At 69.2% G+C, this 16,218-nt stretch carries 12 protein-coding genes; 8 read left to right on the top strand and 4 right to left on the bottom strand.

From position 1 onward, the window contains the following. Positions 1 to 74 precede the first annotated feature (74 nt). The 4 genes from sodC (at position 75) to HWX03_RS22575 (ending at position 4,469) form a co-directional block, all read left to right on the top strand. The gene (gene sodC / locus HWX03_RS22590; RefSeq protein ID WP_175872726.1) at positions 75 to 611 is read left to right on the top strand and encodes a superoxide dismutase [Cu-Zn]; all 537 of its coding nucleotides are present in this window, start codon (positions 75 to 77) and stop codon (positions 609 to 611) included. Positions 612 to 723: 112 nt separating this feature from the next. After that, on the top strand, positions 724 to 1,293 hold the full coding sequence (dcd, locus tag HWX03_RS22585) for a dCTP deaminase (RefSeq protein WP_006398615.1): 570 nt from the start codon (positions 724 to 726) through the stop codon (positions 1,291 to 1,293). Positions 1,294 to 1,374: 81 nt separating this feature from the next. Further along, positions 1,375 to 3,654 carry an arginine/lysine/ornithine decarboxylase gene (locus HWX03_RS22580; RefSeq protein ID WP_175822252.1) on the top strand — a complete coding sequence of 760 codons (2,280 nt, stop codon included), beginning with the start codon at positions 1,375 to 1,377 and terminating at the stop codon, positions 3,652 to 3,654. Continuing rightward, the gene (locus HWX03_RS22575; protein WP_175872725.1) at positions 3,654 to 4,469 is read left to right on the top strand and encodes a lysozyme inhibitor LprI family protein; all 816 of its coding nucleotides are present in this window, start codon (positions 3,654 to 3,656) and stop codon (positions 4,467 to 4,469) included. Before HWX03_RS22580 ends, HWX03_RS22575 begins: the two co-directional genes overlap by 1 nt. An 88-nt stretch (positions 4,470 to 4,557) precedes the next feature. Here the strand turns inward: HWX03_RS22575 and HWX03_RS22570 are convergent, their stop codons facing one another. The 3 genes from HWX03_RS22570 to HWX03_RS22560 all read right to left on the bottom strand — a co-directional run bounded on the left by HWX03_RS22570 (position 4,558) and on the right by HWX03_RS22560 (position 7,660). Next, complete coding sequence (locus HWX03_RS22570) at positions 4,558 to 5,241, bottom strand: HAD family phosphatase (protein ID WP_175872724.1); 684 nt, start codon at positions 5,239 to 5,241, stop codon at positions 4,558 to 4,560. 94 nt (positions 5,242 to 5,335) lie between these two features. Next, positions 5,336 to 6,745 (bottom strand): argininosuccinate lyase, encoded by a 1,410-nt coding sequence (gene argH / locus HWX03_RS22565; protein ID WP_175872723.1) that lies wholly within the window; start codon positions 6,743 to 6,745, stop codon positions 5,336 to 5,338. A gap of 105 nt (positions 6,746 to 6,850) precedes the next feature. Further along, positions 6,851 to 7,660 (bottom strand): helix-turn-helix transcriptional regulator, encoded by an 810-nt coding sequence (locus HWX03_RS22560; protein WP_034208116.1) that lies wholly within the window; start codon positions 7,658 to 7,660, stop codon positions 6,851 to 6,853. A gap of 216 nt (positions 7,661 to 7,876) precedes the next feature. On the opposite strand from HWX03_RS22560, the gene HWX03_RS22555 reads away from it, so the two are divergent. Then, on the top strand, positions 7,877 to 8,629 hold the full coding sequence (locus HWX03_RS22555; RefSeq protein WP_175872722.1) for a class I SAM-dependent methyltransferase: 753 nt from the start codon (positions 7,877 to 7,879) through the stop codon (positions 8,627 to 8,629). Between the two features lie 134 nt (positions 8,630 to 8,763). Here the strand turns inward: HWX03_RS22555 and ppc are convergent, their stop codons facing one another. After that, positions 8,764 to 11,793, bottom strand: coding sequence for a phosphoenolpyruvate carboxylase (gene ppc / locus HWX03_RS22550; RefSeq protein ID WP_175872721.1), 3,030 nt, complete (start codon positions 11,791 to 11,793; stop codon positions 8,764 to 8,766). Between the two features lie 207 nt (positions 11,794 to 12,000). Between ppc and hemC the strand changes: the two genes are divergently transcribed. The 3 genes from hemC to HWX03_RS22535 are packed head-to-tail and all read left to right on the top strand — an operon-like array spanning position 12,001 to position 16,165. Beyond that, complete coding sequence (gene hemC, locus HWX03_RS22545) at positions 12,001 to 13,005, top strand: hydroxymethylbilane synthase (RefSeq protein ID WP_174429199.1); 1,005 nt, start codon at positions 12,001 to 12,003, stop codon at positions 13,003 to 13,005. Continuing rightward, positions 13,005 to 14,975, top strand: a complete 1,971-nt coding sequence (gene hemDX / locus HWX03_RS22540) for a fused uroporphyrinogen-III synthase HemD/membrane protein HemX (protein WP_175872720.1) — start codon at positions 13,005 to 13,007, stop codon at positions 14,973 to 14,975. The genes hemC and hemDX overlap by 1 nt, the downstream gene beginning before the upstream one ends. A 2-nt stretch (positions 14,976 to 14,977) precedes the next feature. Beyond that, positions 14,978 to 16,165 (top strand): heme biosynthesis protein HemY, encoded by a 1,188-nt coding sequence (locus HWX03_RS22535; RefSeq protein WP_175872719.1) that lies wholly within the window; start codon positions 14,978 to 14,980, stop codon positions 16,163 to 16,165. Positions 16,166 to 16,218 lie beyond the last annotated feature (53 nt).

Here is a 16,218-nt window from a genome sequence, read left to right as displayed (position 1 = left end):
GACTTTTCCCGGGTCCCTTTACCCGCCCGGCGCGGCCGTCGTCTCAAACGGCCGCCAGCCGGCATGAGGATCGAATGAAACAACGACATCACGGCGTGCGCGCCGGCCGCGCGCAGCGCGCGCTGCTGGCCGCCGCCGCGCTGGGCCTGCTGGCCGGCTGTACCTCCTTTTCTTCGTCGCACGAAAAACGGGCCGACGCGCAACTGCAGCCGACGGTCGGCTCGCAGACGCGCGGCGCGGTGACGTTCGTCGAGCGCCCGGACGGCGTGCAGGTCACCTACAACCTGGTCGGCCTGCCGCCGAACAGCGATCACGCGCTGCAAGTGCACGAACGCGGCGACTGCAACGCGGGCGACGGCTCGAGCGCCGGCCAGGTGTTCGCGCCGGCCGCCGACCGGCTGCGCGCGGGCGCGCGCGTGGCCGGCGATCTCGGCAACATCCATGCGGATGCGAACGGCGTCGCGGCCGGCTTCATCGTCGCGCCCGATCTGGCCCTCGATGGCGTGCGCTCGGCGCTGAACCGCGCGGCGCTGGTACACCGCGAGTCGAGCGACCCGGCGTTTCCGCAGCATGGCGCGGGGCCCGCGCTGGCCTGCGGCGTGATCCGTTGACGGCCGCCGCGTGCGTGGGCCGATGATCGCGTAAAATGTGCGCCTTTCCCGGCCGCCGCCTTGCGCGAGCGGCCGTCCCTGATTGTCACGCAGCGTTTCCTGGCGCCCCGATATGAGCATCAAGTCCGACAAATGGATTCGGCGCATGGCCGAAGAGCACAAGATGATCGAGCCGTTCGTGCCCGATCAGGTCCGCGCGTCCGAGGACGGCCGCCGGATCGTCAGCTACGGCACGTCGAGCTACGGCTACGACATCCGCTGCGCGGATGAATTCAAGATCTTCACGAACATCAACTCGACGATCGTCGATCCGAAGAACTTCGACGAGGGTTCGTTTGTCGATTTCAAGGGCGACGTGTGCATCATCCCGCCGAACTCGTTCGCGCTGGCCCGCACCGTCGAATATTTCCGCATCCCGCGCACCGTGCTGACCGTCTGCCTCGGCAAGTCGACGTACGCGCGCTGCGGGATCATCGTCAACGTGACGCCGTTCGAACCCGAGTGGGAAGGCTACGTCACACTGGAATTCTCGAACACCACGCCGTTGCCCGCGAAGATCTACGCGAACGAAGGCGTCGCGCAGGTGCTCTTCTTCGAAAGCGACGAGGTGTGCGACGTGTCGTACGCCGATCGCGGCGGCAAGTATCAGGGACAGCGCGGTGTCACGCTGCCGAAAACCTGATCTGGTTGCATAACGTCTCACCAGTTTCCGGGTGACCGCTGCGCGTGACGCGCCGCGGTCGTTCTTTTTGGAGAATCGCCCATGAAGTTTCGTTTCCCCGTCGTCATCATCGACGAAGATTTCCGCTCCGAGAACATCTCGGGCTCCGGCATCCGGGCGTTGGCCGAAGCGATCGAGAAGGAGGGCGTCGAAGTCCTCGGCCTCACGAGCTACGGCGATCTGACGTCGTTCGCGCAGCAATCGAGCCGCGCGTCGTGCTTCATCCTGTCGATCGACGACGACGAACTCATGCTCGGCGAAACCGGCCCGGACGGCGACCTGCCCGAGCTCGCGACCGCGATCATCGAGCTGCGCGCGTTCGTCACCGAAGTGCGTCGCCGCAACGCGGACATCCCGATCTTCCTGTACGGCGAGACGCGCACGTCGCGCCATCTGCCGAACGACATCCTGCGCGAGCTGCACGGCTTCATCCACATGTTCGAGGACACGCCGGAGTTCGTCGCGCGCCACATCATCCGCGAGGCGAAGGTCTATCTCGATTCGCTCGCGCCGCCGTTCTTCAAGGAACTCGTCAAGTACGCGGACGAAGGCTCGTACTCGTGGCACTGCCCGGGTCACTCGGGCGGCGTTGCGTTCCTGAAGAACCCGCTCGGCCAGATGTTCCACCAGTTCTTCGGCGAGAACATGCTGCGTGCGGACGTCTGCAACGCGGTGGACGAACTCGGCCAGCTGCTCGACCACACGGGCCCGGTCGCGGCGTCCGAGCGCAATGCGGCGCGCATCTTCAGCGCGGACCACCTGTTCTTCGTGACCAACGGCACGTCGACGTCGAACAAGATCGTCTGGCACGCGACGGTAGCGCCCGGCGACATCGTGCTGGTCGACCGCAACTGCCACAAGTCGATCCTGCACGCGATCACGATGACGGGCGCGATCCCCGTGTTCCTCACGCCGACGCGCAACCATTTCGGCATCATCGGGCCGATCCCGCGCGACGAATTCAAGCCGGAGAACATCCGCAAGAAGATCGAGGCGAACCCGTTCGCGCGCGAGGCGCTGCGCGAGAACCCGGACATGAAGCCGCGCATCCTGACGATCACGCAGAGCACGTACGACGGCGTCGTCTACAACGTCGAGATGATCAAGGACCTGCTCGGCGACCTGCTCGACACGCTGCACTTCGACGAAGCGTGGCTGCCGCACGCGACGTTCCACGACTTCTACCGCGACATGCACGCGATCGGCGACGGCCGTCCGCGCACGGGCGCGCTCGTGTTCGCGACGCACTCGACGCACAAGCTGCTCGCCGGCATCTCGCAGGCGTCGCAGATCGTCGTGCAGGATTCGGAGAACCGCACGTTCGACAAGCACCGCTTCAACGAGGCGTACCTGATGCACACGTCGACGAGCCCGCAGTACGCGATCATCGCGTCGTGCGACGTCGCGGCCGCGATGATGGAGCCGCCGGGCGGCACCGCGCTGGTCGAGGAATCGATCGCCGAGGCGATCGACTTCCGCCGCGCGATGCGCAAGGTCGATGCCGAATACGGCGACGACTGGTTCTTCAGCGTGTGGGGCCCGGACAACCTGTCCGAGGAAGGCATCGGTTCGCGCGACGACTGGATGCTGAAGCCGAACGACCACTGGCACGGCTTCGGCCCGCTCGCGGAAGGCTTCAACATGCTCGACCCGATCAAGGCGACGATCATCACGCCGGGGCTCGACGTCGACGGCGAGTTCGGCGAGACCGGCATTCCGGCCGCGATCGTCACGAAGTACCTGGCCGAACACGGGATCATCGTCGAGAAGACCGGCCTGTACTCGTTCTTCATCATGTTCACGATCGGCATCACGAAGGGCCGCTGGAACTCGATGGTGACCGAGCTGCAGCAGTTCAAGGACGACTACGACAACAACCAGCCGCTGTGGCGCGTGCTGCCGGAATTCGTCGCGCAGCATCCGCGCTACGAGCGCGTCGGCCTGCGCGACCTGTGCACGCAGATCCACGACGTGTACCGCGCGAACGACATCGCCCGCCTGACGACCGAGATGTACCTGTCGGACATGGAGCCGGCGATGAAGCCGTCGGACGCGTTCGCGAAGCTCGCGCACCGCAAGATCGACCGCGTGCCGCTCGACGAGCTCGAAGGCCGCGTGACGAGCATCCTGCTGACGCCGTACCCGCCGGGCATTCCGCTGCTGATTCCGGGCGAGCGCTTCAACAAGACGATCGTGAACTACCTGCGGTTCGCGCGCGACTTCAACGAGCGTTTCCCGGGCTTCCACACCGACATCCACGGCCTCGTCGCGGAAGAAGTGAACGGCCGCGTCGAGTACTTCGTCGATTGCGTGCGCGACTGATGGCGACGCACGGACGATTCCGGACGATGCGCGCGGCGCTGGCCGCGCTCGTCGTCTGGGCGGCAGGATTGACGGGGCTCGCAGGCGCGGGTGTCGTCCATGCGGAAGTCGCGGCGGCCGACCCGATCGACGTCGCGATGCGGCAATGCCTCGCGCGGCGCGACCGGTCGTCGCCGGCCGGGCAGATCCAGTGCATGGGCGAAGCGCAGCAGCAGTGGCAGGCAGTGATGGACGGCGCGTACCAGCGCCTGTTGAAGGATGCGCCGGCCGACGCGAAGCGCGGCTGGCAGGACAGCCAGCGCCGCTGGCTCACGTGGCGCAAGGACGAAGTGCTGCTGCTGAAGGCCGTGTACGACACGACGCGCGGCACCGCGTATGCGATGTCGAGCGCCGACCTGCAGTTGCAGCCGGTGCGCGATCGCGCGCTGGCGCTGCGCGGGGCGGCCGATCGCTATGCGCCGCCGCCTGCCGCCGTGCCGGTCGCGGCGACGAGCGGTGCGCAGGGCGGTGCGGGGGCCGCGCCGGCCGGCGCCAAGCCGGCGAACGCGCCGCGCGATCCGGAGATCCGCCGCGTGCGGCCGTGCGCGCAGGACGCTGCGTGCGAACACGCGCTGTTCGACCTGAACCGCTATTACCAGAAGCTGCGCCGCAAGATGCCGGCGCATTCGGCCGCGACGCTCGTGCGTGCGCAGCGCGCATGGGTGGCGTTCCGCGATGCGACGGCGCCGCTCGTCGGCGAGGACGGTCGCGTCGACCTGATCGGTGCGCGCATCGCGACGATGAAGCGGCTGTCGGAGACGGCCGGCAACCGGTAGGCATCGCCGCGATGCCGGTGATCCGGCGCGGCAACGCAAAACGGGCACCCTCGGGTGCCCGTTTGCATTGGGGGGCCGCGTGCGCCGCTTACGCGGGCTGCTGCGTGTCCAGACGGCCGAACCACGACGGCACGAGCGCGACCGCATCGTCGAGCGACGCGAGCACGTGCAGGCTCAGCGCGACGATGTCGGGCGTCGGCGCCTTCAGGTCGGGCACGGTGACGACCGCAGCGCCCGCGCCGGCGGCCGACTGCGCGCCGAAATCGCTGTCCTCGAATGCGACGCACGCCTGGGCCGGCACGCCGAGGCGCTCGGCCGCGAGCCGGTAGACGGCCGGGTCGGGCTTGCCGCGCGCGACTTCGTCGCCGCCCGCGATCGCGCGGAAGAACGGCAGCACGCCGACCGCGTCGAGCCGCGCGCGGATTACGTCGCGCGCGGACGACGACGCGACCGCGCACGGAATGCCGGCCTGCGCGAGCGTGTCGAGCAGCGCAAGCGCGCCCGACTTCAGTGGAAATTTCGGATGAGGTTCAGGTGCGGCGAGTTGCTCGCGCACGCGGATGCGCACCGCGTCGAACGTGCCGGGGTCGCCGATCAGCCGTGAGAGGATCACCTGGCCTTCGGCGAACGAGCGGCCGACGATCTGCAGGTAATCGATCTCGGTCAGCACGACGCCGTGCGCGTTCGACACGTCGATCCACGTGTTCATGATGGTCCGCTCGGAATCGACGAGCAGGCCGTCCATGTCGAAGAGCGCGGCGGAAAAGGTCATCGGGGGCATCCGTGAAGCGGGGAAGGCGACGGGCGGCGAGGGCCGCCCGAATGAAAAACGGACGCCGAAGGCGTCCGTCCGGGACTGCAGGCCGTTACTTGCCGAGCGCGGCGCGCGCAGCCTTGACCGCCGCGCGCACCTGGTCGGGCGCGGTGCCGCCCGGATGGTTGCGGCTCGCGACCGACCCTTCGAGCGTCAGGTAGCCGAACACGTCGTCGCCGATCAGGTGCGCGACGTTCGGCAGCTCCTGCTTCATTTCGTCGAGCGTCAGGTCGGCGAGGTCGATCCCGCGGTCGTCGCAGATCTTCACCGCGTGCGCGACGGCTTCGTGTGCGTCGCGGAACGGCAGGCCGCGCTTGACCAGGTAGTCGGCGAGGTCGGTGGCGGTCGAGAAGCCCTGCAGTGCGGCCGCGCGCATCGCGTCCGGCTTCACGGTGATGCCGGCGACCATCTCGGCGAAGATCCGCAGCGTGTCGGCGACGGTGTCGACCGTGTCGAACAGCGGTTCCTTGTCTTCCTGGTTGTCCTTGTTGTACGCGAGCGGCTGGCCCTTCATCAGCGTGAGGAGCGCCATCAGGTGGCCGTTGACGCGGCCGGTCTTGCCGCGCGCGAGTTCGGGCACGTCCGGGTTCTTCTTCTGCGGCATGATCGAGCTGCCGGTGCAGAAGCGGTCGGCGATGTCGATGAAGCCGACGCGCGGGCTCATCCACAGCACGAGCTCTTCGGAGAAGCGCGACACGTGCGTCATCACGAGTGCGGACGCCGCCGTGAATTCGATCGCGAAGTCGCGATCCGACACGGCGTCGAGCGAGTTTGCGCAGATGCCGTCGAAGCCGAGCGTCTTCGCGACCGCGTGGCGGTCGATCGGGTAGCTCGTGCCCGCGAGCGCGGCCGCGCCGAGCGGCAGACGGTTCACGCGGGTGCGGCAGTCGCGCATGCGTTCCGCGTCGCGGGAGAACATTTCGACGTACGCGAGCAGGTGATGGCCGAACGTGACCGGCTGCGCGACCTGCAGGTGCGTGAAGCCCGGCATGATCGTGTCGGCGTTCTGTTCCGCGAGGTCGATCAGCGCGCCGCGCAGGTCGTTCAGCAGGCCGCCGATGCGGTCGATCTCGCCGCGCAGCCACAGGCGGATGTCGGTCGCGACCTGGTCGTTGCGCGAGCGGCCCGTGTGCAGGCGCTTGCCGGCATCGCCGATCAGCGCGGTCAGGCGCGCCTCGATGTTCAGGTGGACGTCTTCCAGGTCGAGCTGCCATTCGAATTCGCCGCGCTCGATCTCGCCCTTGATCTGCGCCATCCCGCGTTCGATCGCGGCCAGATCGTCGGCGCTGATGATCTTCTGCGCGGCGAGCATGTTCGCGTGCGCGAGCGAGCCGGCGATGTCGACGAGCGCTAGGCGCTTGTCGAAAAACACCGACGACGTGTAGCGCTTGACCAGCTCCGACATCGGTTCCGAGAAGCGGGCCGACCAGGCCTCGCCCTTTTTGTGCAGTTGGGACGTCATGGCGATTCTTCGAAGGGGAGTTGGGCGGCTGTGCGCCGCCGAGGGAATCCCGCGATTCTAACATTCGCGGGCCGGCCCACCGGCCTTTGCCGGCGCGGCCGATGCTCAGTCGCGCACCAGCACGACGAGCTTCAGGTCCTCGCGGTGCGCGGGCTTCAGCGTGATCTGCTGGTACACGAGGCGGCCGTCGGCCGGATGGTCGAATTCGCGCAGCCCGCCTTCGCGCTCGAACACGTCCTGGGATGCCCAGTACTGCGCGAACGCGTCGCTGCCGGCCGTCAGCGCGTCGATCAGCGCGCGCGTCGGCGCGTCGGTCAGGTGGCGGATCGCATCGGCGCGGAATTCGGCCGCGAGCCGCCGCGCGCGGGTTTCCCAATCGACGATCAGCGTGCGGGCGGCCGGCGACATGAACGTGAAGCGCAGCAGGTTGCGGTCGTGCTCGCCGTCGAGCCAGCCGGAAAAGAGCGCGGCGGCCGGCGCGTTCCACGCGAGCGCGTTCCATTGGCGGTCGAGCACGTAGGCGGGCGTCGCGATTGCCGCGACGGTCGCGGCAAGCGTCGGCGGCAGGTCGCCGCCCGCGACGTCGGGTTCGGCCGGGTCGCGCTGCGCGGCCAGCTCGAACAGGTACGCGCGCTCGGCCTTCGACAGTTGCAGCGCGACGGCGATCCGGGCGAGCGCGTCGGCCGAGGCCGACACGGGCCGGCCCTGTTCGATCCACGTGTACCAGGTTGGGCTGACGCCGCACAGTTGCGCGACTTCCTCGCGCCGCAGCCCCGGCGTGCGGCGGCGCGGGCCGGGCGGCAGGCCGACGGCCTGCGGCGACAGCCGCTCGCGGTGGGCGCGGATGAATTCGCCGAGCGCGCGGGCGGGCGTGGCGTCGAGCGGCGGGACGGGGGCGGAGGACGGCTGGTTCATGCGGAAACGGCGAAGTGGAGACGAAGACGCGGCAATAATCAGACAGGTGGATCGAATACCAGAATAACTGCTTAACTTGTACTGGTACACGTGCAGGCCTATTGTAGCGGCTCGCGCGCTGGCAGGGCAGCGGGCGTCCCACAAAACGTTGCACGGGGCCGGCTCGCGCACTGAAGCGCCGGGTTCGGCCGACTGCATCAAGGAAAGGAGCGAACGATGAAACACCACGACCAGGTCGCCGACGCATTCGGCACGACGGCTGCCGCCTATCTGACGAGCACGGTTCATGCGACGGGCGCCGACCTGCAGACGCTCGCCGACGCAGTGAGTGCGACGCCCGACGCCGCGGTGCTCGATCTCGGTTGCGGCGCCGGCCATGCGAGCTTCGCGGTCGCGCCGCACGTGCGCGACGTGGTCGCGTACGATCTCGCCGCGCCGATGCTCGCGACCGTCGACGCGGCCGCGCGCGAGCGCGGGCTCGCGAACGTCCGCACGCAGCAAGGCCCGGCCGAGCAACTGCCGTTCGACACCGCGACGTTCGACTGGGTCGTGAGCCGGATGAGCGCCCACCACTGGCACGACATGCGCGCGGCGCTCGCCGAGGTGCGCCGCGTGCTGAAGCCGGGCGGCCGCGTGCTGATGATCGACATCGCGGGCAACGACCATCCGCTTCTCGATACGTACCTGCAGGCCGCGGAAGTGCTGCGCGACGCGTCGCACGTACGCGACTACCGCGCGGACGAATGGCTCGCGATGTTCCGCGCAGCCGGTTTCGACGCGCAGGTGCACAGCCGCTGGCGGCTGCCGATCGATTTCGACACGTGGGTCGCGCGCATCCGCACGCCGGCCGACAGCGTGGCCGGCATTCGCGCGCTGTGGGCGCATGCGCCGGACGAGGTGCGCGGCTATTACGCGGTGCAGGCCGATGGTTCGTTCGAGCACGACGCATTGCTGATCGACGCGCACTGAGCGTGCGGCGCGCGCTGCGCCATTTCGCCATTTCGTCGCCGCATGAAAAAAGCCGCGATACGCATGAACGCGTATCGCGGCTTTCGTTATCCCGGCCGGCGCCGAACACACCCGGCGCCCGCGCCGCCCGCGGATCAGCCGGTGTTGCGCAGGCCGGCCGCGATCCCGTTGATCGTCAGGTGAATCCCGCGGCGCAGCCGCGCGTTCGTGTCGCCCGCGCGGTGACGCTTGATCAGCTCGACCTGCAGGTGGTTCAGCGGATCGAGATACGGGAAGCGGTTCTTGATCGAGCGCGCGAGCAGCGGGTTGGTCGCGAGGCGGCCTTCCTGCCCGGTGATTTCCGCGAGCGCCTGCGACGTGCGTTCCCATTCCGCGACGATCCGCTCGAACACGTGCTTGCGCAGCTTGCGGTCGGAGACCAACTGCGCATAGCGCGACGCGACCGCGAGATCGGTCTTCGCGAGCACCATGTCCATGTTCGACAGCAGGTTCGAGAAGAACGGCCAGGTCTTGTTCATCTTCTTCAGCAGCGTGACGCGTTTCGCGCGTTCGGCGTCGTCGGACGCGCCGTCGAGATACGCGCTCACCGCGCTGCCGAAGCCGTACCAGCCGGTCAGCAGCAGCCGGCACTGGCCCCACGAGAAGCCCCACGGAATCGCGCGCAGATCCTCGATCTTGCGCTGCTTCGGATCCTGCAGCTTGCGCGACGCCGGGCGGCTGCCGATGTTCAGCTCGGCGATCTCCGTGATCGGCGTCGACGAGAAGAAGTAGTCGGTGAAGCCCGGGGTTTCGTAGACGAGCGCGCGGTACGCGGCCATCGCCGAATCGGACAGCGTCTGCATCGCGGCCTCGAACGCGGGCAGCTGCGCCGGTGCGTTCGACTGCGGCAGCAGCGACGCCTCGAGCGTCGCGGCGACGACCGTCTCGAGGTTGCGCCGGCCGATCGCCGGGTTCGAGAACTTGCTCGCGATCACCTCGCCCTGTTCGGTCAGGCGGATCTGGCCGTTCACGGTGCCCGGCGGCTGCGACAGGATCGCCTGGTAGGTCGGGCCGCCCCCGCGGCCGACCGTGCCGCCGCGGCCGTGGAACAGCCGCAGCGTGATCTTGCGCTCGCGGAACACGTCGACGAGCGCGAGTTCCGCGCGATACAGCTCCCAGTTCGACGTGAGGAAGCCGCCGTCCTTGTTGCTGTCGGAGTAGCCGAGCATCACTTCCTGTTCGGCGCCCTGGTGCGCGATCAGCGCGTCGATGCCCGGCAGCGCGAAGTATTCGCGCATGATGCGCGACGCGTCGCGCAGGTCGGGGATCGTCTCGAACAGCGGGATCACCATCAGGCTGTTCCGCGCGCTGCTGCCCGGCACGCCGAGCGTGCCTTCGAGCAGGCCCGTCTCCTTCTGCAGCAGCAGGACTTCGACGAGGTCGCTGACGGTTTCCGTGTGCGAAATGATGTAGTTGCGCACCGCGCGCGCACCGAATTGCGTGCGGACCTCGCGTGCCTTCTCGAACACGCCGAGCTCGCTCTGCGCGAGCGCCGAGTATTCGAGGTACGGCGAGCGCAGCGGGCGCGGATCGGCGAGCGCGGCGAGCAGCACGCGCAGCTTGTCTTCCTCGGCGAGCGCCGCATAGTCGGCCTCGACGCCCGCGCGCGCGAACAGCTCGGCGACCACCGCTTCGTGGATGTCGGAACTCTGGCGCAGGTCGATGCTCGCGAGATGGAAGCCGAACACTTCGGCCGCGCGCACGAGCGGCGCGAGGCGCGGCGCGGCGAGCGACGTGCCGTGGTGTTCGTCGAGCGACGCGGTCAGCACCTTCAGATCGGCGACGAACGCTTCGGAATCCTCGTACGGAACCGCGCGCACCGGCGGCGCGCCGCGGCCCGCGCTGCGCACGGGCACCGTGCCTTCGCCGAGACGCACGCGCGCGCTCGCGGCGAGCCGCGTGTAGATGCCGATCAGCGCGCGGCGATACGGTTCGTCGACGCGGTGCGGCGACTGGTCGGGCGACGCGGCTGCCAGCGCCTTCACCGCGTCGTTCGCGCCGACCAGCAGGTTCGATACCGACAGCTCGGCGCCGAGCTTGTGCACCTGTTCCAGGTAGTGCTCGAGGATCACCGCGGCCTGGCGGTTGATCGCCTCGTCGAGCGTCGTGGCGGTCACGTTCGGGTTGCCGTCGCGATCGCCGCCGATCCAGCTGCCCATCTGGAAGAACGCGGGCACGCGGGCGGACAGGCCGTGCTCGGCGAGCGCGGCCTCGATGTCGCCGTACAGCGCGGGCAGCTCGTCGAGGAACGTCGCGCGGTAGTACGACAGCGCGTTCTCGATCTCGTCGCCGACCGTCAGGCGCGAGTCGCGCAGCATGCGCGTCTGCCACAGCGCGGTCACGCGCGCGCGCAGCATCGCTTCGTTGTACTGGCGCTCGCGCGCGGTCAGCTCCTGGTCGCGCTCGGCGAGCAGGCGCGCGATGTCGTGCTGCGCGTCGAGGATGCTCTTGCGCTGCACTTCGGTCGGGTGAGCGGTCAGCACCGGCACGATCAGCGCATCGTCGAAGAAGCGTTGCAGCAGGCGTTTCGACGCGTTGCCGGTGGTTTTCAGCTGGTCGAGCGCGTACGCGACCGTGCCGGGCTGCGGCGCGGAGCCGGCCAGCGCGTGGATGCGGCGGCGGCGGTTGTGGTGGCGGTCTTCCGCGATGTTCGCGAGGTGCGAGAAATAGCTGAACGCGCGTACGACGCTCACTGTCTGTTCGGGCGTCAGCTTGCGCAGCTTCTTCTCGAGCGTCTGCGCGGCCTCGCTGTCGTCCTCGCGGCGGAACTTGACCGCGGTCTGGCGGATCGTCTCGACCACGTCGAACACCGTATCGCCTTCCTGTTCGCGCACGACGTCGCCGAGCAGGCGGCCGAGGAAGCGGATGTCCTCGAACAGCGGGCCGTCCTTGTCGTCGCGCGTGCGGGTGCCGGCCTTCGGCGCGACGGCCGGGCGGGCGGCGGGGCCGGCGGTTTGCGTCGCGCGTTTTGTCTGACGTATCGGGTCTTTCGGTTTCGTTGCCGTGGGTTTCGTCGCCGTTTTCGCACGGCCGTTCGCGGCGGTGGCGAGCGTGCCCGTCGGGGCGTCGGAGGAGGGCAAGGCAGCATTGCGGCGCGCCGTACGCGCCGATCCGGAAGACTTCACGATGGGTTTCCTTGGGAAAGCTCGAGTCAAAAGGAACTGCGGAAACTGCGGGAACTGCGGTCAAGCAACCAGCTACGTGCGGCCCATCCGCACAACGGCGCCGCGACCCGCACGGAAGCAGGCCGGGCGCAGGCTCCGGGCTCGGGCGGCCGGGGCGTGCGTGCTACCATTGTTCGGTCTTCAATCCCGTCCTTCGATGTTCCAGCAATGAATTCCGAGACCCCCGCGGCCGGGCCGCAACAGGCTCAGCCGCCCGCGACGTTGACGATTGCTTCGCGCGAGAGCCGCCTGGCGATGTGGCAAGCCGAACATGTGCGTGATGCGCTGCGCAAATTATATCCAGCTTGTGACGTGAAAATCCTCGGGATGACGACGCGCGGCGATCAGATTCTCGATCGCACGCTGTCGAAGGTCGGCGGCAAGGGCCTGTTCGTGAAGGAGCTGGAGGCGGCGCTGGCCGACGGCCGCGCCGATCTCGCCGTGCATTCGCTGAAGGACGTGCCGATGGCGCTGCCCGACGGTTTCTCGCTCGCCGCGATCATGGAGCGCGAAGACCCGCGCGATGCCTTCGTGTCGAACGACTACGCGTCGCTCGACGCGTTGCCGGCCGGCGCGGTCGTCGGCACGTCGAGCCTGCGTCGCGAAGCGATGCTGCGTTCGCGTTATCCGCATCTCGAGGTCCTGCCGCTGCGCGGCAACCTCGACACGCGTCTCGCGAAACTCGACCGGGGCGACTACGCGGCGATCATCCTTGCGGCGGCCGGCCTGAAGCGCCTCGGCCTCGAAGCGCGGATCCGCGCGCTGCTCGACGTCGAGGCCAGCCCGCCCGCGGCCGGCCAGGGCGCGCTCGGCATCGAGATCGCCGCGCACCGCGACGACGTCGCCGCGTGGCTCGCGCCGCTGCACGACCCGCAGACCGCGCTTGCGGTCGAGGCCGAGCGGATGGTGTCGCGCGCGCTGGGCGGCAGTTGCGAGGTGCCGCTCGCCGCGCACGCGGTGTGGCGCGCGGGCGAGCTGTACCTGACGGGCCGCGTGTCGACCACCGACGGCAAGCGCGTGCTGACGGCCGAAGCGTGCGGCGCGGTCATGACCGTCGCCGATGCGCTCGCGCTCGGCCGCGCGGTGTCCGACGAGCTCGAGGCGCAAGGCGCGCTCGACATCGTCCAGGCGCTGCTCGCGAGCTCGCAGGCCGCGGGCAAGGGCGACGCCTGATGGCGGGCGGCGCGCGCGCGTTCACCGCTGTCCTGACGCGTCCGGACGGCCAGTCCGACGCGCTTGCGTCGCAACTGGCCGACGCCGGTTGCGACGTGCTCGAATTCCCGCTGATCGATATCGCGCCGGTCGACGATCCGGCGCCGCTCGACGCCGCGTTCGCGGCGCTGGCCGACTACGCGCTGGTGATTTTCGTGTCGCCGAACGCGATCGACCGCGCGCTCGCGCGGTACGGCGCGATCTGGCCGAATGCGCTGCCGGTCGGCGTGGTCGGGCCCGGCAGCGTCGCGGCGCTCGAGCGTCACGGCATCGCGGCGCCCGCGCATCGCGTGATCGCGCCGCAGGCGCCGGCCGACGGCGGCGTGCCCCATTACGATTCGGAAAGCCTGTTCGCGAGCATCGAGGCCGCGTTCGGCGGCGCGCAGGCGCTGGCGGGCAAGCGCGTGCTGATCGTGCGCGGCGATGGCGGGCGCGAATGGCTCGCCGAGCGTCTGCGCGAGGCCGGTGCGGACGTCACGCTCGTCGCCGCCTACCGGCGCGTCGTGCCGGAGCCGCGCGTCGGCGCGTGGGAGCGCGTGCACACGCTGCTCGACGGCCAGCCGCACGCGTGGCTGGTCACGAGCTCGGAAGGCGTGCGCAACCTGCACGAGCTCGCGCGGGCCCACCTGAACGATGCCGAGATCGACGCGCTGAAGCATGCGCCGCTCGTCACGCCGCACCCGCGGATCGAGCAGACCGCGCGCGCATTGGGTTTTGATAGGATTACGCTGACCGGCGCGGGCGATGAGCGCATCGTCCGCGCGTTTCGAACGATGGCCGACGAGGCCGTCCAACCGGCGACAGCCGCACCGGTGACTAAACGCATGACAGATACCAACGATTCCAAAAGCGTCGCTTCCCAGCCGGCCGCTGCATCCGCACCGCCGTCCAGCCCTCCTTATCTCGCGCCCGAGCCGCGTGCGCGCCGCGGCGGCAGCGCGGTGCTGTGGTTCGTCGTCGTCGTGCTCGGCTGTGCGGCGGGTGTCGGCGGCTACGCGCTGAACCGCAAGATCGACCGGCTCGACGGCACGTTCGTCGCGCGCCAGAAGGCGCTCGACGCGCAAGCGGCCGAAACGCGGATGAAGACCGAGCAGGCGCTCGCCGGCACGCACCAGGTCGACACGCAGCTCGCGCAGCTCGACGGCAAGCTTGCCGATGCGCAGAGCGCGCAGCAGGCGCTGCAGCAGCAATACCAGGACCTGTCGCGCAACCGCGATGCGTGGATGCTCGAGGAAGTCGACCAGATGCTGTCGAGCGCGAGCCAGCAGCTTCAACTGACCGGCAACACGCAGCTCGCGCTGATCGCGCTGCAGAACGCCGACGCGCGTCTCGCGACGTCGCAGAGCGCGCAGGCTGTCACGGTGCGCAAGGCGCTCGCGCTGGACATCGAGAAGCTGAAGGCCGCGCCGGCAGCCGATCTCACCGGCCTCGCGATCAAGCTCGACGACGCGATCGCGAAGATCGACGCGCTGCCGCTGTCCGGCGAGGCGATCGTGCCGCACGCGGCGCCGAAGGCCGCGCCGGCCGACACCGCATCGTCGGTCGCCGCCGGCGAGCCGCGCTGGAAGGTGTGGTGGCACGACTTCTCGGCCGGCCTCGGCCAGCAACTGAAGGGCCTCGTGCAGGTGCGCCGGATCGACAACGCGGACGCGATGCTCGCGTCGCCCGACCAGGGCTACTTCGTGCGCGAGAACGTGAAGCTGCGCCTGCTCACCGCGCGGCTGTCGCTGCTGGCGCGCAACGACAGCGCGATGAAGGCCGACCTGCACGCCGCCCAGGCGTCGCTCGGCAAGTATTTCGATCAGGCGTCGAAGGACACGCAGACCGTCGAGGATCTGCTCAAGCAGGTTGACGGCGCATCGCTGACGGTCGCGGTGCCGAACCTGAACACCAGCCTGAACGCCGTTCAGCAGTTCAAGAGCCGGGGGTAACGATGACGCTTCGAGGAATCGTCTGGCTCGCGGTCCTGTTCGCGATCGCCGCCGCGCTCGCCACCGTCGGCCGTTTCGACGCGGGGCAGGTGCTGCTCGTCTATCCGCCGTACCGGATCGACGTGTCGCTGAACCTGTTCGTGATCGCCATCGTCGTGCTGTTCATCGTCGTGTATGCGCTGCTGCGCATCGTGCGCAACATCTGGCGCATGCCGCAGCGGGTCGCCGCGTATCGCGCGCGTTCGCGCAACGAGAAGGCGCAGGCGTCGCTGCGCGATGCGATCTCGAACTTGTACGCGGGCCGCTTCTCGCGCGCGGAGAAGGCCGCGCGTGACGCGCTGTCGGTCGATGCGAACCTGGGCGCCGCGAGTCTCGTCGCGGCCACCGCCGCACACCGGATGCACGAGTACACGCGCCGCGACGACTGGCTGTCGAAGGTCGACGCGCCCGAATGGCAGGATGCACGGCTGCTCGCCGCGGCCGACATGCGCGCGGACGCCCGCGACGCCGACGGTGCGCTCGCCGCGCTGGCCGACATGCAGGCTGGCGGCAAGCGCATTCATGCGCAGCAGGTCGCGCTGCGTGCGCAGCAGCAACTGAAGAACTGGGCCGAGGTGCTGAAGCTCGCGAAGGCGCTCGAAAAGCGCGAGGCGCTGCATCCGGCCGCGGCCGTGCGACTGCGCCAGCAGGCGGCGGAAAACCTGCTGCGCGAACGCCGGCACGACCCGGACGCGCTGCTCGAAGTGTGGCAGTCGCTGTCGTCGGTCGAGCGCCAGTCGCCGCGCCTGGCCGATCTCGCGGCCGAGCTGCTCGTGCCGCTCGAGCGCCGCAACGAAGCGCGCCGCATCGTCGAGGACGCGCTCGCGCACAACTGGGATGCGCGCCTGCTGCGCCGCTACTCGGACACGGCCGGCGCCGATGCGCTGCCGCTGATCCAGAAGGCCGAAGGCTGGAAGAAGGATCATCCGGAAGATGCCGACCTGCTGTTCGCACTCGGCCGCCTCTGCCAGCAGCAGCAGCTGTGGGGCAAGGCGCAGTCGTTCCTCGAAGCGGCGCTGAAGCTGGCCGACAACGAGGCGCTGAAGGTGCGTGCGCATCGTGCGCTCGCCCGCCTGTTCGAGCATCTTGGCGAAACCGACAAGGCCGCGAAGCACTACCGCGAAAGCGCGCTCGCGATCACCGTGGTCTGACGCGGCGCCGCGGTAAAAGCCCCGAACGCCGATCGGCCTTCGGGGCTTTTTTT

The organism is Burkholderia sp. BCC0397, assembly GCF_902832865.1.
Classification (GTDB): Bacteria; Pseudomonadota; Gammaproteobacteria; order Burkholderiales; family Burkholderiaceae; genus Burkholderia.
This window is presented reverse-complemented; position numbering and strand designations above follow the sequence as displayed.